20 protein-coding genes and 1 other annotated feature are annotated in these 17,808 nt (G+C 35.1%); of the genes, 4 read left to right on the top strand and 16 right to left on the bottom strand.

Annotated elements, in window-relative coordinates; all coding sequences use genetic code 11:
* Positions 1–8: 8 nt before the first annotated feature.
* Genes pth through glmU form a run of 3 tightly spaced genes read right to left on the bottom strand, consistent with a single transcriptional unit; the run spans position 9 to position 2,931 of the window.
* A complete protein-coding gene (gene pth / locus M9426_RS07105) occupies positions 9–578 on the bottom strand; it encodes an aminoacyl-tRNA hydrolase (RefSeq protein WP_250341791.1) in 570 nt (189 codons plus the stop codon).
* Between the two features lie 9 nt (positions 579–587).
* The gene (locus M9426_RS07100) at positions 588–1,538 is read right to left on the bottom strand and encodes a ribose-phosphate diphosphokinase (protein WP_250341790.1); all 951 of its coding nucleotides are present in this window, start codon (positions 1,536–1,538) and stop codon (positions 588–590) included.
* A 13-nt stretch (positions 1,539–1,551) separates the two neighbouring features.
* Positions 1,552–2,931 carry a bifunctional UDP-N-acetylglucosamine diphosphorylase/glucosamine-1-phosphate N-acetyltransferase GlmU gene (gene glmU / locus M9426_RS07095; protein ID WP_250341789.1) on the bottom strand — a complete coding sequence of 460 codons (1,380 nt, stop codon included), beginning with the start codon at positions 2,929–2,931 and terminating at the stop codon, positions 1,552–1,554.
* 914 nt (positions 2,932–3,845) lie between these two features.
* Here glmU and cysK point away from each other — a divergent pair.
* The 3 genes from cysK to M9426_RS07080 all read left to right on the top strand — a co-directional run bounded on the left by cysK (position 3,846) and on the right by M9426_RS07080 (position 6,614).
* Positions 3,846–4,736: a cysteine synthase A gene (cysK, locus tag M9426_RS07090; RefSeq protein WP_250341788.1), complete on the top strand. Its 891-nt coding sequence runs from the start codon at positions 3,846–3,848 to the stop codon at positions 4,734–4,736.
* Positions 4,729–5,280, top strand: a complete 552-nt coding sequence (epsC, locus tag M9426_RS07085) for a serine O-acetyltransferase EpsC (RefSeq protein ID WP_250341787.1) — start codon at positions 4,729–4,731, stop codon at positions 5,278–5,280. Before cysK ends, epsC begins: the two co-directional genes overlap by 8 nt.
* Before the next feature lie 521 nt (positions 5,281–5,801).
* A complete protein-coding gene (locus tag M9426_RS07080; protein ID WP_250341786.1) occupies positions 5,802–6,614 on the top strand; it encodes a deoxyribonuclease IV in 813 nt (270 codons plus the stop codon).
* A 92-nt stretch (positions 6,615–6,706) separates the two neighbouring features.
* Here M9426_RS07080 and M9426_RS07075 read toward each other — a convergent pair whose 3' ends face one another.
* The 10 genes from M9426_RS07075 to M9426_RS07025 form a co-directional block, all read right to left on the bottom strand.
* Positions 6,707–7,852 carry an aminotransferase class I/II-fold pyridoxal phosphate-dependent enzyme gene (locus M9426_RS07075; RefSeq protein ID WP_250341785.1) on the bottom strand — a complete coding sequence of 382 codons (1,146 nt, stop codon included), beginning with the start codon at positions 7,850–7,852 and terminating at the stop codon, positions 6,707–6,709.
* The gene (locus tag M9426_RS07070) at positions 7,845–8,558 is read right to left on the bottom strand and encodes a 6-carboxyhexanoate--CoA ligase (RefSeq protein WP_250341784.1); all 714 of its coding nucleotides are present in this window, start codon (positions 8,556–8,558) and stop codon (positions 7,845–7,847) included. Before M9426_RS07070 ends, M9426_RS07075 begins: the two co-directional genes overlap by 8 nt.
* Complete coding sequence (locus tag M9426_RS07065; protein ID WP_250341783.1) at positions 8,548–9,036, bottom strand: hypothetical protein; 489 nt, start codon at positions 9,034–9,036, stop codon at positions 8,548–8,550. The genes M9426_RS07070 and M9426_RS07065 overlap by 11 nt, the downstream gene beginning before the upstream one ends.
* A gap of 100 nt (positions 9,037–9,136) precedes the next feature.
* Positions 9,137–9,523 (bottom strand): 50S ribosomal protein L7/L12, encoded by a 387-nt coding sequence (rplL, locus tag M9426_RS07060; protein WP_005956282.1) that lies wholly within the window; start codon positions 9,521–9,523, stop codon positions 9,137–9,139.
* 50 nt (positions 9,524–9,573) lie between these two features.
* Positions 9,574–10,110 (bottom strand): 50S ribosomal protein L10, encoded by a 537-nt coding sequence (gene rplJ / locus M9426_RS07055; protein WP_060799625.1) that lies wholly within the window; start codon positions 10,108–10,110, stop codon positions 9,574–9,576.
* 8 nt (positions 10,111–10,118) lie between these two features.
* Positions 10,119–10,240: a sequence feature (ribosomal protein L10 leader region), on the bottom strand.
* A 489-nt stretch (positions 10,241–10,729) separates the two neighbouring features.
* On the bottom strand, positions 10,730–11,371 hold the full coding sequence (locus tag M9426_RS07050) for a DUF6198 family protein (RefSeq protein ID WP_250341782.1): 642 nt from the start codon (positions 11,369–11,371) through the stop codon (positions 10,730–10,732).
* Positions 11,372–11,872: 501 nt separating this feature from the next.
* Positions 11,873–13,090: a tyrosine-type recombinase/integrase gene (locus M9426_RS07045; protein WP_001291561.1), complete on the bottom strand. Its 1,218-nt coding sequence runs from the start codon at positions 13,088–13,090 to the stop codon at positions 11,873–11,875.
* An 81-nt stretch (positions 13,091–13,171) separates the two neighbouring features.
* A complete protein-coding gene (locus tag M9426_RS07040; protein ID WP_000814511.1) occupies positions 13,172–13,375 on the bottom strand; it encodes an excisionase in 204 nt (67 codons plus the stop codon).
* 460 nt (positions 13,376–13,835) lie between these two features.
* A complete protein-coding gene (locus M9426_RS07030) occupies positions 13,836–14,066 on the bottom strand; it encodes a helix-turn-helix domain-containing protein (RefSeq protein WP_000857133.1) in 231 nt (76 codons plus the stop codon).
* Entirely contained in the window at positions 14,063–14,485 is a 423-nt protein-coding gene (locus M9426_RS07025) for a sigma-70 family RNA polymerase sigma factor (protein ID WP_000804885.1), read from the bottom strand. The genes M9426_RS07030 and M9426_RS07025 overlap by 4 nt, the downstream gene beginning before the upstream one ends.
* 504 nt (positions 14,486–14,989) lie before the next feature.
* Here M9426_RS07025 and M9426_RS07020 point away from each other — a divergent pair.
* Positions 14,990–15,343, top strand: coding sequence for a helix-turn-helix transcriptional regulator (locus tag M9426_RS07020; RefSeq protein WP_001227347.1), 354 nt, complete (start codon positions 14,990–14,992; stop codon positions 15,341–15,343).
* Positions 15,344–15,402: 59 nt separating this feature from the next.
* Here M9426_RS07020 and M9426_RS07015 read toward each other — a convergent pair whose 3' ends face one another.
* The 3 genes from M9426_RS07015 to M9426_RS07005 form a co-directional block, all read right to left on the bottom strand.
* Entirely contained in the window at positions 15,403–15,570 is a 168-nt protein-coding gene (locus tag M9426_RS07015; RefSeq protein ID WP_000336323.1) for a cysteine-rich KTR domain-containing protein, read from the bottom strand.
* Positions 15,571–15,688: 118 nt separating this feature from the next.
* Complete coding sequence (tet(M), locus tag M9426_RS07010; protein WP_000691727.1) at positions 15,689–17,608, bottom strand: tetracycline resistance ribosomal protection protein Tet(M); 1,920 nt, start codon at positions 17,606–17,608, stop codon at positions 15,689–15,691.
* A gap of 15 nt (positions 17,609–17,623) precedes the next feature.
* Positions 17,624–17,710, bottom strand: coding sequence for a tetracycline resistance determinant leader peptide (locus M9426_RS07005; RefSeq protein WP_011058339.1), 87 nt, complete (start codon positions 17,708–17,710; stop codon positions 17,624–17,626).
* Positions 17,711–17,808 lie beyond the last annotated feature (98 nt).

Raw genomic sequence — 17,808 nt, 5'->3', positions numbered from 1 at the left:
TTTTCACCTCAATAAATGTTGTTGTTATAAGAATTCATGGACTTGTCGATACCTGAGTCCACTGCATCAATTACTGCATCGGCACAGGCATCAATGGCATCGGCAATATGCTTCCTATCCTTTGATGGAAAATTGGACAGAACAAAGCTTGCCAAATCTTCATTAGGGTGTTTCTTCCCAACACCAATTTTAAACCTGGCAAAATTTTTGCTTCCTGTTAAATTTACAATTGACTTAAGTCCATTGTGAGTACCAGCTGATCCATTTTTCTTTATCTTTAACTGAGCAAATTCAATGTCGATGTCGTCTACAATAACCATTAGGTCTTCTGGTTTTAATTTATAAAAATTTAAAATTTCTACAATTGATTCTCCGGAATTGTTCATAAAAGTATGGGGCTTTAGGAGAATGACCTTCTCGTTGCCGATTCTCCCTTCACCTACAAGCCCCTTAAATTTAATCTTATTAACTTTTATATTAAGCTTATCCGCAAGGACATCAATTGTTGAGAAGCCCACATTATGCCTAGTATCTTCATACTTCTTGCCGGGGTTTCCCAGTCCTGCAATTATATACACTTAATCACCTTATTCAAACATTTCACTAACTGATTGTGATGTGTTGATTCTCTTAATTGCTGATGCAAAAATTGGAGAAACAGACACAATATCAATCTTATCTATTTTCTTTTCTTCTGGAAGTTCAATAGTATCTGTGATTACAAATTTTTCAAGAGATGAATTCTTTAGTCTTTCAATAGCTGGACCTGATAAGACTCCGTGAGTTGCAGCTCCATAAACTTTCTTTGCACCTCTTGCCTTTAAAGCATCTGCTGCCTTAGTAATAGTTCCAGCAGTGTCTGCAATGTCATCAACAAGAATAACTGACTTGCCTTCAACATCACCAATAATATTCATAACTTCAGATACATTTGCCTTTGGTCTTCTCTTTTCAATTATTGCAATAGGAAGATTTAATTCGTTGGCAAATTTTCTTGTTCTAGTAACTCCTCCAAGGTCTGGAGAAACAACTACAAAGTCGTCTTCACTTACAATGTCCTTGAAGTATCTTGCAAGATAAGGAACTGCTGTTAGGTGGTCAACTGGGATATCAAAATATCCTTGGATTTGACCAGCGTGAAGGTCCATTGCAACAACCCTGTCAGCTCCTGCTTCAGTAATTAGATTTGCCACAAGTTTTGAAGTAATAGGTTCCCTTGCCTTAGTCTTTCTGTCTTGTCTTGCATATCCGTAGTAAGGGATAACTGCGTTAATTCTACCAGCTGATGCTCTCTTTAGACCATCAATTAAAATTAAAAGTTCCATTAGGTTGTCATTAACTGGTGAAGAAGTTGATTGGATAACAAAAACATCCTTACCTCTTACAGAAACTCCAATATCAATTGAAATTTCTCCATCAGAAAATGTGGACACAGTACAAGCGCCCTTTTCAATTCCCAAGTTTTCACAAATTTTATCTACAAGACTAAGGTTAGAATTTCCTGTAAATACTACAATATCTCCATTAACTGTGTTCATTATCCACGTCCTCCTATTTCATAAATCCTTTTCTCTCAACCCAACCATCTATATTTTTTTGAGGTGCTCTCTCAAGAGAAAGTTGACCCTTCAAAACTTTTTTAGTAATAGTAGATCCAGCTGCAACATAGCCATTTTCTTCTACTTCAATTGGTGCTACTAAATTTGCATTAGAACCAATAAAGGCATTGTCCCCAACCTTGGCCCTAAACTTGTCTCTTCCATCGTAATTAACAAAGACCACTCCGCAGCCTATGTTAACTCCACTGCCCACATCGGCATCGCCTATGTAAGCAAGGTGGCTCATCTTTGACCCATCTCCAACATTAGAATTCTTAACTTCAACAAAGTTTCCAATTTTACAATTTTCTCCAACATGAGAGTTTGGTCTTAAGTGAGCATAAGGTCCCACTGTAGTTCCCCTTCCTATAGAAGAGTCTTCTATTTCAGATGACCTAATAATAACATCTTCTCCAATTGTTGAATTCTTTATTGTAGAAGAGTAAATTTCTGCCCCTTCTTTTATTACAGACTTCCTGTCAATGCGAGTGCCTGGGTAAATCATGACATCTCTTTCGATAGTAGCTCCATATTCAATATAAGTGGACTTAGGGTCAATTATCCCAACACCATTTATCATGTATTCCTTGTTTATCTTTTTTTGTAAGATTTCTGCTGCAATAGATAACTCGTATCTTGAATTAACCCCAAGGATTTCTCTTGTGTCCCTGAGCTTAAAGGAGTCAACCCTCTTGCCTTCCTTAACTAGGATTTCAAGGGTGTCAGTTATATAAAGCTCATTTGCTGCATTATCAGTGTTGATTTTCTTTAGAGCTGACCTTAGAGAAGAACCTTTGAAGGCAAAAATTCCTGAATTAATTTCACGAATTAGCTTTTGCTTTTCACTAGCGTCCTTTTCCTCAACTATTGCAACAACATTTGCATTTTCATCTCTGACAATCCTGCCGTAGTTTGTAGGATCCTTCATATCAGCAGATAAAACTGTTATATCATTATTTCTCTCTTCGTGGTATCTCAAAAAGCATGAAATAGTTGAATTAGAAATAATTGGAGTATCACCATTTAGGATAATGACTGTATCATCATCTTCTATTTTATCAAGAGCATTCATCACGGCATAACCTGTACCATAAGGTACATTGTCGCCAATAGGTTGCTCAATAAATTCCACATCTTGTTCATCTTCAAAGGCCTTGCACACTTTTTCCTTGTTGTGTCCCACAACTACAAGATTCTTTTCAACTTGCGAATGCTTGCAAGAATTTAGGACATAAAAAAGCATAGGTCTTCCAAGAATTTCATGAAGTACCTTTGGTTTTTTGGACTTCATTCTCGTTCCCTCTCCTGCTGCCAGGATAACTGAAACTTTCATAAAACACCTCTTTTTATTTACTCCTTACATTATAACTAAGATTGACTCTTATATTCAAGAAAATTTCACAATTAATTTATATTTCAGCCACTTGTAGAAGATTTTTTTGTTTTTTGTAAAAATAAAATAAATTTTATGGAAAATTTCCCTTGTTTACTTCTTAAATTTTTACTAAGTCATAAATTCTCGTGACTTTGTAAATTTTTGTGAAGTCATAGTTTCTTATAAAGTCGCAATTTTTTATGAAGTCACACTTTCTCATAAAGTCATAAATTTTCATGAAACTTATTTCCATTGCTGTGAGAGTATATTTTTCTAATATCCCTTACTTATGCCTAGAGATATCTCCTTCAGACCTCTCTTACAAACTAACGGCCTGTCAGAATCACATTCTTTACTTTTCATAAGCAAGACGTCAGCCTTAAATTAAAGACTAGTGGGAGTGCATAAAATAAGCAAAAAAATTGGCTGTGCGTTAAAAATTTTCAACTGTTTAAACTCGCGAAGCGAGTGAGTTTTGAAAATTTAGCATAGCCAATTTTTTTGGACTTCCAGCGCGTGGGGTTAATGGGGGTGGTTTAAGGAGGGGGAAAGGGGCCTCGCAATGCCCCTTAACCCCCTCCTTATAAATGGATAAAACCGCAGGTTTTAAAATTTTTTATTTTCAATTTGTACTTGACAAATAAATTTTTAAAGGTTATAGTCGAAACATATTGAGAGGCGATAAAAATGAAAAACTTAAATAACTTTAAAAATTTCACAAGCCAAGCATTCTGTTGTTGTTCTATAAAAATTTTTATAGGACTTATTTGAATGTGAATCAATATTTTAAACTTTTTATTAGATATTAAGAAAGATTTTAAGAGTATATGATTTCATATACTCTTTTTTTTATGTATTTACGGAGGAGAAAAATGACAAAATTATTAGAAACAGTTGGAGAATCAAAATTAGTACAATTAGAAAAGATTGGTAGCGGAAAGATTTTTGTAAAAGTAGAAAAATCTAACCCAGCAGGATCTATCAAAGACAGGGCTGCCCTCTACATGATAAAGGGAGCCATCAAAGACGGATCCCTAAAAGAAGTCCTGGAAATTGTTGAACCAACAAGTGGCAACACAGGAATTGCCATTGCCATGATTGGTCGTGCCCTTGGCTACAAGGTAAATATCGTTATGCCAGCTTCCATGTCAATTGAAAGAAGAAACTTGATCGCAGCCTTTGGTGCAAATTTAATTTTAACAGGAGATGGCGGCATGCAAGCAGCAGTTGACAAGGCCAAGGAACTAGTGGCTACTGGCAACTACTTCATGCCAAACCAATTTGAAAACAAGTACAACGCTCTTGCCCACGAAGAAACTACAGGTCCAGAAATTTATAGGGACCTAAAGGACATCACAGGCTTTGTTGCAGGAATAGGAACTGGAGGAACTGTTACAGGAATTGGCAGATTCTTAAAATCAAAGGATGAAAATATAAAAGTTTGGGGGCTTGAACCAGATGAATCTCCACTTCTTACAAGAGGAGAAGCTGGCGCACACAAGATTCAAGGGATTGGAGCAAACTTTGTGCCAGGAGTTTTAGACACAAAAATCCTAGACAAGACAATCACCGTTAAATCAGATGAAGCTATAGAAATGGCAAGAAGACTTTCTCGTGAAGAAGGACTACTTGTTGGTATATCAGCTGGTGCTAATGTGGTAGGTGCACTAAAAATGCAAAAGGAGCTTGGTGGAAATATAGTCACAGTTGCACCTGACACAGCTGAAAGATATATGTCCACTGAACTTTTTGAAAATGATTAAGTATTTGAAAAAAATTAAGGAATACGGGGAATTTATTTTATTAAAGGACCCGGCTTGTAAAAGTTTATTTGAAGCAATCTTTATGTATCCCATTGTTTCCTGCATGGTGAGACATAGGATTGCTCACTACTTCTACGAAAAGGACCACACTACACTTGCAAGATGGATTTCACAAAGAGCCAGGAAGAAAACAGGCATCGAAATCCATCCAGGTGCTAAAATCGGCAAGAACCTCTTTATTGACCACGGCATGGCTGTGGTCATAGGAGAGACTGCCGAGATTGGTGACAACTGTCACATGTACCACAACATAACCCTTGGTGGAACAGGCAATGAAAAGGAAAAGAAGAGACACCCCACAGTTGGAAGCAACGTAATAATTGGAACAGGAGCTACCGTCCTTGGCCCAGTTGTAATTGGAGATGGAGCAAAAATTGGAGCAGGAGCCCTAGTCCTCACAGACATACCTGCCAACTCAACAGCAGTTGGCGCTCCAGCCAAGGTCGTAAAATTTCACGACCCAAGTGAAAATAAGTTCCACTAAACTTTTTATAAAAAATTTTTAAAAACTAAGAGAATTTTTTATATTATTACATTATCAATTATGTAAAATTGTTTTTATTATTGGAGGGGCTTATACCCATTCAGGCACAGGGGGGCGCTTACTAGATCAAGCTTTAATAAACAGGAAGCCCCTTGTTTGTGCCTGGTGGTACCCCTCCAAACCACCCCATTCACTCCACGCACTGAAAGTCCAAAAAAATTGGTCATGCTAAAAAAGAAGAACACAAATTGTTGCAAGCTCCAATTTGCGAACTGACCTACCATCAATTTGCTTCGCAATTTGGGTTAAGTCATGTCAAACTCGCTCTTCGGGCTCAAACAATTGAAATTTTTTAACGCATAACCGATTTTTTTGCTTATTTTATGCTCTCCCAATAGTTTACTGCTTTTAAAAAACATTTCTTTAAAGATTACAAAAAGATATGCATTGTTACTATGATGATTTTTAATTATGGGGTTTTTTTCTAATCATCATATTCAATTTTATTTTATTGAGGTAATATGTTTAAAATAGGTCCCCATCTTTCTACATCAAGGGGCTACACCAATATGGGAAGAGATGCCCTAAAAATTTCTGCCACAACTTTTCAATTTTTCTCAAGAAACCCAAGAGGTTCCAAGATGAAAAAATTAGACGAAGAAGACATAAAAGGCCTAATTGACCTTGTAAGAGAAAACAATTTTGGTCCCCTACTTGCCCATGCTCCCTACACCCTAAATCCCTGTTCATCAACAGAAAGTGTGAGAGAATTTGCCAACCTAGTCATGGCAGAAGACTTGGAAAGGCTCAGGTATTTTGAAAACACCTACTACAACCTTCACCCAGGTTCCCACACAGGTCTTGGCATTGACGCGGCAATAGAAATAATTTCTGCCCAATTAAATTTAGTTCTAAGGGAAGACCAAGAGACCCTAGTCCTTCTTGAAACCATGTCAGGCAAAGGAACAGAAGTTGGATCAAAGTTTGAAGAAATCGGACGAATAATAAAAGGCGTGAACTTAAAAGAAAAAGTTGGAGTCTGTCTGGACACCTGCCACGTCCATGAGGCCGGCTACGATATAGTGGGTAACCTAGATGGTGTTTTAGAAGAATTCGATAAACTCTACGCCATCCACCTAAACGACTCCAAAAACGATAGAGAAGCCCACAAGGACAGACACGAAGTCATAGGCAATGGAAAAATTGGTCTTGAAGCAATCGAGAGAATCATAAACCACGAAAAATTAAGAGACCTCCCCTTTTACCTAGAAACACCTCAAGACCTGGAAGGCCACAAAAAGGAAACAGAGCTTTTAAGAAGTCTTCGCAAGTAAGATTTCGCAAATTAATTTTTAATAAAATCATCCTACAAATTAAAAATCAAAAAAGAAAAGAGAACTCACAGTCAAAAATGAGTTCTCTTTTTTTATTTAACAAATTCTTTTAATTTTTTCAAGAGAAAATCTAAATCTTCTTTACTGTGATTAGCCATAGGTGTTACTCTTAGAATCGCTTCATTTTTTGGAACTGCTGGAAATCTTATTATTGATAAAAATATTCCAGAATCCATTAGTTTCTTGAATATTTCCTGAGCTCTTTTTTCATTTCCCACTTTTATAGGAATTATGTGAGAGTTTCCACCAATATCAAAATTATTTTCTTCCAACTTTTTCTTTAAATATGAAACATTATCCTTCAACTTATTTATATTTTTCTTATTGGATTGAATATAATTTAAAGATTCTGAAATAATTAGGGTGTCAATAGGGCTTATAGATGTTGAAAAAATAAATTCCCGACTGGTGTTATAGAGGTAATTCCTCATTAAATTTGATGTCAGAAGAGCCGCGCCACTTGCGCCCAATGCTTTAGAAAAAGTTACAAGCATTACATCAGGATAAGTATTATAAATTTCTGTTATTCCTTTTCCATTTTCTCCTAAAACTCCAAAACCATGTGCATCATCAACGTAGGTCAAAGCATTATATTTTTCTCCAAGTCTACAAAACTCATCTAGCGGTAGAATATCTCCATCCATGCTAAAGACACCATCAGAAACTAAGACTTTATTTTTATTAGGATATTTTTTTAATTTTTCTTCTAAATCTCTAAAGTCCAAATGCTTATAAACTTCTACTTTAGATTTGCTTAATCTAATCCCATCTATTATCGATGCGTGATTCTTTTCATCAGAAAATACAATAGTTTCATCATTGCAAATTGCAGTTAAAAATCCAAGGTTGGCCATAAAACCACTTGAGTATACAAGGCTATTTTCATATCCAATAAATTCAGCAAGACTTCTCTCCAAATCTTTGTGAACTTTGTGGCTTCCAGTTGTTAGTCTAGAGCCTCCACTTCCAAGACCCATGGATTCTATTTTATCCTTCACACTTTCTAAAATTTCTTTATTTTCTCCAAGAGAAAGATAATTGCTAGAAGAAAATAAAAGATATTCTTTTGAGTCAATTATACTTTTTGGCAGTTGAGGACTTTCAAAAATTCTTTCATCTCTTATAAGATGATTCTCTTCAAGTTTTTGAAGTTCTTCTTCTATATAATTATTATTCATGAACTATCACCAACTGATTTTCTAAATAGTCAATAGTATTCTCTATTGTGTCAAGACGAGGATCATAAAGAAAAACTCTTCCGCCATTTAAATCTCCTCTCTCCTTTAGCTTTGTAATTCTAATATACTCCTTTTTATTGGCTAGGTATCCAGTGACATAATCAGGATCATCTGAAATGCAAACCTCTCCGATTATTGCCTTTGCATTTAAGGTTTTTGTTGCAAGACAAAGAGCTTCTTTAAAATGGTTTTTATTGGAGATATCTCTCCTGCTAGCAAAATCCATATTTGTTACTCTGACTCCCTTGTCTAAGTCGCCTTCCATTCTTTCTAGGCTTAAAATATTTAAAATTATAGCTCCCCTCATATTTTTCGTATTAATTAACAAGTCTATAACTCTTTGAGGATTCTCTATTCCCATAGAATTCAAAAGTTTTTCCATTACTACAAGTCCCTCTTCTTTTGTATCCACTTCTATAGTCTTAGTCTTTAAAGCCCTTATGTTTATTATGTCCTCTTCTCTAACTTTATTTATTTTTATATTCACAAAATCTGCTTGGCCTCTTGAATGATTTAATCCTCTTGATGCAAGACTGTTTATTATATTTAAAAGATCCTCTTCATCAACTATACTTTCAGCTCCACCAATATGTAAGTTTTCTTTGTCATTATTCTTTGATGCTCTCATTTTAACGCTATACTTCAAGTTTTTCCTCCAAAATTTTAAAACCTAATAATCTACTACAAATCTTTTCATAAAATAACTTTGCCAATATACCACTGATTACCATACCAGGAAGGGCAGGAATTAAAAGACTTATAAGTGGTAACCCTACTAATTTCGATAAAACTATTCTCGATAAACTCGTACCAAATGAAGAAGCAAATAATAAGGAAATATTTTTATTCTTTACTAACAAGATAAATATTAGAATACCTAGTCTAAAAACCAAGGCAACAATAATTCCATAAATATTTGATATGCCCGAAAAGAAAGATAGAAAGGATCCTATTAAACCAGCTAAAATATAAATTTTAGGACCAAATGTCGTTGCAATTAGTACTGAAATTGGTGCAGACATCTGAAATTCTGCACCTGGAAAAATACTTGGAATTTTTATAAGACTTGTTAAAAAAATTATAGTCCCAAGAATTGGTATAAGAGTTAGTTCTTTAATTTTCATTTGTTATCCTTGTATAATTTTAAGTTGACTATCTATCTATAAAAAAACTGTCCTCTCTGGGACAGTTTTTTTAATTCTTATAAAATTTAACTAAGTTAAATTATTTTACTTCTACAGTTGCTCCAACTTCTTCAAGTTTAGCCTTGATTTCGTCAGCTTCTTCTTTTGAAGCGCCTTCTTTAACTGCCTTAGGAGTTCCGTCAACTAATGCTTTTGCATCTTTAAGTCCAAGTCCAGTAATGTCTTTAACAACTTTGATTACTTTAACTTTTTCTTGTCCTGCTTCAGTAAGGATTACATCGAAATCAGTTTTTTCTTCAGCTGCTGCTGCTGGAGCTGCGCCACCTGCTACTGGAGCTGCTGCAACTGCTGCTGGAGCTGCTGCTGATACGCCGAATTCTTCTTCTAGAGCCTTAACAACTTCTGATAGTTCTAATACTGTAAGTTCTTTAACTTCTTCAATTAATTTTTCTACTTTTTCTGACATTTTATTCCTCCGTAATTTTAAATAATAATTTTTCTTAATTTTTTAGCAGATTAAGCTGCTTCGTTTTCTTTCTTGTCTGCGATTTGTGCAATAACTCTTGCAAAACCTGATAGTGTACCATTTAGTACATTTGCGAATCCTTGGATTGGAGCATTTAAGCCGCCAAGTACTTGTGCAACAAGAACTTCCTTGGATGGTAATTTAGCAAGTGCGTCGATTTCTGGAAGTGATAATACCTTTCCATCAACATATCCTGCTTTAATTTCTAGTGCTTCATGATCTTCTGCAAACTCTGATGAAATTTTTGCTGCTGATGCTGGGTCTTCCATACCAAATGCAATAGCGCTTGGTCCCTTTAGGAAGTCTTCTAAACCTTCAACACCTAACTCTTCGAAAGCACGTCTCATCATTGTGTTTTTGTATACCTTGTAATCAACATTTGCTTCTCTGTACTTTGATCTAAGTTCAGTTACTTCTTCAACTGTTAATCCTCTGTAGTTTACAAGAACGATAGATTGAGCGCCTTGAATTTTCTCTTTAATTTCATCTACTAGGGCTTGTTTTGATTGTAGTTTTTCTTCTTTCAATTTGTCACCCCCAAAATAAAAAAATCTCACGCCGCCGTGAGATGTGAAAATCAAATAAATCCGAATTTCAAACCTCGGTAGGATTTATGGCAGTGCCACCTACTGTCTGCGGCTTAGTAACATAAGTATTATATATAGTCTTTACTTCTTTGTCAATGATTATTTGCATTTATTTTAAATTTCTTTGTTTTTCTATATTTAATTGTAATTCCTAAAACAATTATACATAAAAGTAAAAAATTTATAAAGTTTCCTTCTTTTTTATGGTTTGAAAATTATATTAAACTACTTTTACTTATTCTTCTTAGGATCAAAATCCTTATAATTTTCTTAAATTCTTATTAAAAAACGCTAAGTCATACGGTCTAACTAATCTATAAAATAAAACAAGCTCATAAGCTTTTATTAAGTCATAAGCTTTCACAATTTTATAAATATCTACAAGCTAATAAGTTTCTATTAACTCCTAGGTCTTCACAAGTTTATAAATATCTACAAGCCCATAAGTTTTGATAAGTTAGTAAACTCATGACCTAATATAAAATAAAAATTTGCATAAAAAAAAGTAGCCTAAGCTACTTTTTTTCATATATAAACTTGGAAATCCTCCCATAAAATTTTAAATCGAAAGATTTGTTTTCTCCACTGATGGACTAACACTAACCTCAAATTGACCAACTAAAACAGATGATACTGTTGTAGTAATTAGAGAGTAAATTAATCTAGCAAAAGGGATATAAGTTAAGGACATTACTAAAACTATTATGTCCATTAGTAAATAGGCATAAGAAATATTTATCTTAGTCTTATTTGACACTACAAGTGCCAAGGCGTCGTCTCCACCTGTAGCTCCTCCTTGAGATACTACAAGTCCACAACCCAGTCCAATGCCAATGCCTCCAAATACAGCTGCCAATAATGGATAGCTATAAAGATCAGGAAGGATTGGTCCCATAATGGAAAATATTTTGTAGAAAAGGGCAAATAATAAAGAAGCTAATAAAGTCTTTCTTAAAAATGCCTTTCCAAAGATATTTATTCCAATAAGAATACATATAATATCCATTATCGGACTTAGGATTGATGGGTTTATACCAAAGGTCTTATAAGATAATAAGGCCAGGCCTAGGATTCCACCTTCAGTAATTTGAGATGGGATATGAATATTTACAACTGTAAAAGATTCAATCATTGATCCTAAGATAATATTAATTAGTCCTGCTCTTGATAATTTAAACCAAGTCAGCTTTTGATTTAGCATTTTAACACCTCCTTAATATTTCGCAATACTAGAAGGGTATCCAACCAACAAAAAAAGACTGCTGTCGGTCCTAAGGATAACCTTCGTACTTTTGCAATCTTGTGGTGTTGATGCTTTTTATTTGCTGATTTTTTCTTGTAAAAACTCTGAGCATAATAGTTACTTTTAGCTTTTTATCTCCCACATCAGGCAGATAGAAGGCTCTCTTGTCGTAAACTTTAGCATCAGATAAAAACTACCTGATAATTTCGGTAACCACCGTAAAATACTTAATCAACGTTAAATATTATAGTTTTTTATTTTATAAATTGCAAGTTTTTTTCTTATAAACAAAGTATAAATTTCTAATTATCTTTTTATATTTTCTTAAATGCTCGTAAAGCCTTATTCTATGTGCTTTCGAGTATTTTTACTGTAGGAAGATACTTCACGTTTCTTTGCATATTTCCTCATGTCTTAGCTGTCAGAAGTGGTAAATAAGTAGTAAATTCATTTGTACTACTAAGCAACAAGACGCTCCTGTTGCTTCTCTTTATTCAAGCGTTTCATTTCTGCCATTGCAGAATCGAATGTTGCATGTGCGTAATAGTTCAGCGTCATGGCTATATTAGCATGTCCCATAATGTACTGTAATGCCTTTGGATTCATTCCTGCATTTGCATAGTTGGTACAGAATGTATGTCGCAAACTATGTGGAGTGATGTGTGGCAATTTATCCTCGTTATACTTATTGTATTTCTTAACAAGACCTTTCATCATGCCGTTGTAATCACTTGCCACTTTTGGATAGTTCTTTCTATTAAGAAAGAGGAAATCACTATATCCATCAATCTCAACACGCTTATCATTCTTTCGATTCGCTAACACTCGCTTAAATGCTTGATAGGCTTCTTCAACCATAGGAACTTGACGTTCGCCACTTTTGGTCTTTGGTGTTTCAATGTAGTACCCAATTTCAGTATCTCTCAATAGCTGATGGTCTATATTGACAAGACGATTCTCAAAATCTAAATCTGGAAGTGTCAAACCACCAAACTCTGAAATACGAAGACCTGTTTTTAAGAGTATCAGAATTTCATCATAATTTTTGCTGTAGGTTTTATCAGCTTTTGCAAAGGCTAACAGTTTTTCTTCCTGTTCTTCTGTTAGTACGGTCTTAGGGACAGTATCATCATCAAGAACTGCTTTCAGTTGAAAGTCAAATGGATTCTTCCGAACACAATCATCTTGTATAGCAATATAGAATGAAGCCTTTAAAGAACGTTTGTAGTTATTGATGGTTTGATAAGCATAACCATTTTCACTCATTCTAATAGCCCATTCTTTAGCGTCTGATGGCTTAATACTGTCAATACTTCTTACACCTAACTTGTCTTTCTTCAAAATATCCATAAGATATTTGCGTCCAGTTTCAGTGTTTTTTCTAACCTTTGGTCTTTGAGCGTTCTGTTTTGCGTAAAGCTGGCAGAGTGTCATTTTCTTTCCTACAACATCAATACCATCATGAATGTCTTTCTGTAACTCTGCGATTTTCTCTCTAAGTGAGATACAATCACGCTTTCCTGCTGGTACTCGGTCTGTAGCCACAAGTTTCCACGAGTAAACAAATTGCGGTTCTCCAAATGAATCTATATATTTGTATAAGTATCTTCCGTCTTTTCGTTGGCTCTCTCCAGTCTTTAAGATTCGACCTTTATTGTCACGTCTTTTTTCTGACATGGCATTTGCTCCTTTCCTTTATGGAAAGAGCCTTGATACGACTTAATACTATTTTATCATATACAAGACCCTTTGGCGACGCTAGATTGCGTCCAATGTATCTATAATTTTTTCAAATTGTTTTCGTTTAATCTGAATACGATTGCCATTCATAATCAGCCAATTTGCATTTTTATTTTCCTCTGCCAAGCGTCGTAGCTTGTTTTCGCCAATACGAAAATATTTTGACGCTTCTTCAATGGTTAGGGTATAACGTTCCCAAATAGGAATGTCAGTCTGCTTCATAAAATCCTCCTTTCCAAATCACTTATTTGGATTTCATAAAAGTTGTTTTACCAGCAATCGAACAGCTTTAGCAAAGCTCACGGGAGTTCCACCCCTGCATGGTTCTCATGTAGCCATACTCATTGCCTGCGACGGTTTTATCACGCTCGGACTATTGACTGTATGGGAGTATCATTATCACGATAAGAATGTCGTTGCAGGCAATCCTGCTAAAGATTGCTTCTCGGATCACTAACATGAATCGCTCGCTATCTTTATAAGATAGGTCATGGCGGTTAGTTCCGTTGGCTCTTTTCTTATCGAAACGTATTCGATTACTTTTATTCAGTTTTCAAAGAACAATGGCTCGTTAGCCTATCAAAACACATTGAAAGCTCAATATGCTTTGGTGGAATAACAAACCTCCCTGTTCGGGAAGCGTGGAATGGTTTAGCACGCTTCCACGAAAGGAGAGAGGATATTACTTAATTTCAAATGACAAAATCTTTGTAATCAGTCTGGTTTCCATTCTTCCACGTAAGACTTCATCAACGACCATACTTTGATTGCCATATTCATCTTTCATAAGTCGTAGGGAACGCTTCGTTATGTACCCTCTGTAATGATGTAGAATCTGGTTAATCGCTTCGGTATCGCCATCTGTTGCCTTTACAATGAGAGGAAAGGGAATCATAGGATATTGTGTTTTCATTCTTCAAATTCCTCCATAAACTTTTTAATTAAGGCTAGTCCACTGGTTCTATGCCGATAGACAGTAGAACGGTTCAATTTCAACAGGTCTGCAATTTCTGAATCGCTCATGTCCATAAAGTAAAACAGCAGTAGAATTTCACGTTTCTTGTCTGGCAACTCACGTAATGCTTCACTCAACAAATCATTTTCAACGCCTACTGATAACCCATTGAGTGTAAAAATCTGAAAGTCAGTTGAATAGTTATCTGTTGTCGCAAACTGGCTAACAAGATAATCGCCAACATCCGAAAAGGACACCTCACGCTTTGCAATCCTTGAAAGATAAAGCATATAATTCTTTCGCTCGTCTTCCATAGCACGTTTACAGATATAGTCAAACTGATTTTCTATTGTGGTCTGAAAAGAAGATGGTTTCATGTTTCTCACCCCCTTTCTGTCTAGGAAAGGAAGTGAGCCTTGCTCGTTTATCTCCTTTCACTCTTAGTCCCAATGTGAAAGGGGGATTTGTTGCATTACTGATAAATAAACTTTGTAAAAAAGTTCTGAATAGCCAAAAAAGCATATAAACAGATTTATTTCTCTGTTTACATGCTTCTGTTATTCTATCTATATGATTTATAAAACCACATTGGTGGACGTACTTATCTATTGCAGATAGACGACTTTTTTTGACAAGAACCCAATGTAAGGAAATTTATTGTATATGATGTACTTCATGGCGACGTTGACCTCCAACAAACCGCCATTTGGAAGTAATATACAATATTTTAACAGCGTAAATAGCACTACCATATAACGGTTTTTTTTATTGGCGTTTAGTAGTGCTTTTTATTAAATATAAACCTATAAACCATATAACACGTTTTTCTATACCTGTTTTTAATTCAGTAGGAACAATAAAATGTATAGAGGTGGTCTACTATGCGTAAAAAAGAAGATAAATATGATTTTAGAGCCTTTGGTTTAGCCATTAAAGAAGCTCGATTGAAACGAGGTTTAACTCGTGAACAAGTGGGAGCATTGATTGAAATTGACCCACGGTACTTAACTAATATTGAAAATAAAGGGCAACACCCCAGCATACAAGTTCTTTATGACCTTGTATCGTTACTTCATGTTTCCGTTGATGAATTTTTCTTACCTGCTAATAACTTGGTAAAAAGCACCCGACGATTACAGATAGAGAAATACATGGATAGCTTTACAGACAAAGAACTATCCTTAATGGAATCTTTAGCCAGCGGTATCAACGAAGCAAGAAACATCGAAGACTAATTAAAAGAATCCATACATAACGGAAAGAGCCGATAAAATGAGATTGTATTAATCTCATTTTATCGGCTCTGCGTCTTTGCGTCTGGCTCTGTAATCACAGTTACTTTGAACTGCTTTATTTCAATTAAATTTTCTTGTCTGCATTTCGGACAATAGAGGGGGAATTTTTTTAATTCAGTATCTTCCCTTATCTTTAATCGTGTTTTATTTCCACATACAGGACACAATATCCACTTGTAGTTTATAATAACTATCTCCTCCTTTACACTTTAATTCAAATCTTTATTAAAAAATATTTCATCTTATTTAACAAGAAACCATATTTATATAACAACATAAAATACACTAAGTTATTTTATTGAACATATATCGTACTTTATCTATCCGACTATTTGGACGACGGGGCTGGCAAACAGGTTCACCGGTAGTAACATGGTACCCTTTTAACTCTGTTAAACAAACACTACGTCCATTTGTAAAGAAAGTTAAATCACTACGATATTCTTGAATACACCGAGCAGGGATTTCTCCACTAAGAATGACCTCATTATTTTTCAATTGAGTGTCTACGATGTTCGCACAATATTTAGGAGCATCGTTGTATGCTCGTGAAAGATATTCCTGTGGCGCATAAATTTTAAAACTAAGATATGGCTCTAACAATTCTGTTCCAGCTTTTTTTAAGACTTGTTCCAATACAATAGGAGCAAGCATCCGAAAATCTGCTGGGGTACTAACAGGGCTATAGTATAAGCCATACTTAAAACAGATTTTACAATCCGTCACATTCCAACCATATAATCCTTGTTCGCAACCATAGCGTATCCCTTCCATAACTGCATTTTGAAATGATTGATTTAAGTATCCAAGAGAAACCGAGCTCTCATACTGCATTCCACTTCCCAACGGAAGCGGTGATACAGATAAACCAATGGAAGCCCAGAAAGGATTTGGCGGCACTTCGATGTGAATGGTATATTCTGCATTTTTTAACGGTCTCTCCATATAAATGACTGTAGGCTCTTTTAGTTCTATCTCCACATGATACTTTTCTTGCAACAGTGCACTAATCACTTCCATTTGTACTTTCCCTAAGAAAGAAAGTATAATTTCATGTGTCGTAGAATCCACGTAATATCGTAGAAGCGGATCACTATCTGAGATTTCCAAAAGGGCATCAAGCAACATTTCTCTCTGTTCAGGTTTACTCGGTTCAACAGTTGTTTGTAGTAGAGGGTGCGGATTTTCAATCTTTTTTCTCTGTGGCAATAGTTTTGTATCTCCAAGAACACTATTTAACTTCAAAAACTCATTTTGCAAAATAACAATTTCTCCAGAATAAGCTCTATCAATCTTACATAATTCACCATTTATTGAAGTATACATTTCTGTAACTTTTATTTTTTCTTTTTCTGATACTCTAACCGAATCTCGTAAATGTAGTACTCCACTATAAAGGCGTATATATGCAAGACGTTGTCTTTTTTTTGTATATTCAATTTTGAAAACATTTCCGCAAAGTTCAGACGGACCTCGATGTGTTGATGAATAAAATTTATTCGTAATCACTTCTATAAGGTTATCAATCCCTATATTGTTTTTTGCACTTCCGTGATAAACAGGGAACAGGGAACAATTATGAAATCTTATGCTTTCCTCTTGTTCGAGTTCCAATGCTTCTAATGATTTACCGGACATATATTTCTCTAAAAGGTCATCGTTTCCCTCTATTACCGTATCCCATTGTTCAGATTCGGTAAAGTTCGTCACACACATATTAGGATACAGTTCTACCTTCTGTTTGATTACAATTTCGGCAGAAAGTTTCTCTTTAATATCCTGATAAACCGTTGATAAATCAATTCCATTTTGGTCAATCTTATTGATAAAAAAGATTGTGGGAATCCCCATTTTCCTAAGTGCATGAAATAATATACGAGTTTGTGCTTGTACGCCATCTTTTGCAGAAATCAGTAGAATTGCCCCATCTAAAACTGATAATGAACGATATACTTCTGCTAAGAAATCCATATGTCCTGGCGTGTCTATGATGTTCACCTTCGTATTTTCCCACTGAAAAGAGGTTATTCCTGTCTGAATTGTAATTCCTCTCTGACGTTCTAAAAGCGTATTATCCGTCCTCGTTGTACCTTTGTCCACGCTTCCTAATTCTGTAATCGCTCCACTGTTATATAATAAGCTTTCTGTTAAGGTAGTTTTTCCTGCATCAACATGAGCTAAAACTCCAATATTAATAATTTTCATGTGATTTTCCTCCATTCAAAAACCCAAAAGGGCATAAAAATCCCAGTGATAAATACTTTTATCACTGGGATTTTTATGCATAACCATAGGTATACAAAGCATACAGATATTCTCTGGATACTTTAGAATCACATGATAAAGGTATTCTTAAACTGGGTACAAAAAACTAAGCCCTCCTAAAAAAGGACATCTAATTATTT

The sequence above is a fragment of the Peptoniphilus genitalis genome (genome assembly GCF_023614525.1).
Classification (GTDB): domain Bacteria; phylum Bacillota; class Clostridia; order Tissierellales; family Peptoniphilaceae; genus Peptoniphilus_A; species Peptoniphilus_A genitalis.
The sequence above is the reverse complement of the archived record's forward strand: the minus strand, read 5'-3'. Positions and strand labels throughout refer to the sequence as shown.

Coding starts and splice junctions, on each gene's coding strand:
- epsC (WP_250341787.1), top strand. CDS start 4,729: ATGATTAAGTATTTGAAAAAAATTAAGGAATACGGGGAATTTATTTTA.
- glmU (WP_250341789.1), bottom strand. CDS start 2,931: ATGAAAGTTTCAGTTATCCTGGCAGCAGGAGAGGGAACGAGAATGAAG.
- cysK (WP_250341788.1), top strand. CDS start 3,846: ATGACAAAATTATTAGAAACAGTTGGAGAATCAAAATTAGTACAATTA.
- M9426_RS07075 (WP_250341785.1), bottom strand. CDS start 7,852: ATGAATAATAATTATATAGAAGAAGAACTTCAAAAACTTGAAGAGAAT.
- M9426_RS07045 (WP_001291561.1), bottom strand. CDS start 13,090: ATGTCAGAAAAAAGACGTGACAATAAAGGTCGAATCTTAAAGACTGGA.
- M9426_RS07040 (WP_000814511.1), bottom strand. CDS start 13,375: ATGAAGCAGACTGACATTCCTATTTGGGAACGTTATACCCTAACCATT.
- M9426_RS07050 (WP_250341782.1), bottom strand. CDS start 11,371: ATGCTAAATCAAAAGCTGACTTGGTTTAAATTATCAAGAGCAGGACTA.
- M9426_RS07100 (WP_250341790.1), bottom strand. CDS start 1,538: ATGAACACAGTTAATGGAGATATTGTAGTATTTACAGGAAATTCTAAC.
- M9426_RS07005 (WP_011058339.1), bottom strand. CDS start 17,710: ATGCTTTGTATACCTATGGTTATGCATAAAAATCCCAGTGATAAAAGT.
- M9426_RS07080 (WP_250341786.1), top strand. CDS start 5,802: ATGTTTAAAATAGGTCCCCATCTTTCTACATCAAGGGGCTACACCAAT.
- M9426_RS07020 (WP_001227347.1), top strand. CDS start 14,990: ATGCGTAAAAAAGAAGATAAATATGATTTTAGAGCCTTTGGTTTAGCC.
- M9426_RS07030 (WP_000857133.1), bottom strand. CDS start 14,066: ATGAAAACACAATATCCTATGATTCCCTTTCCTCTCATTGTAAAGGCA.
- M9426_RS07025 (WP_000804885.1), bottom strand. CDS start 14,485: ATGAAACCATCTTCTTTTCAGACCACAATAGAAAATCAGTTTGACTAT.
- M9426_RS07065 (WP_250341783.1), bottom strand. CDS start 9,036: ATGAAAATTAAAGAACTAACTCTTATACCAATTCTTGGGACTATAATT.
- rplL (WP_005956282.1), bottom strand. CDS start 9,523: ATGTCAGAAAAAGTAGAAAAATTAATTGAAGAAGTTAAAGAACTTACA.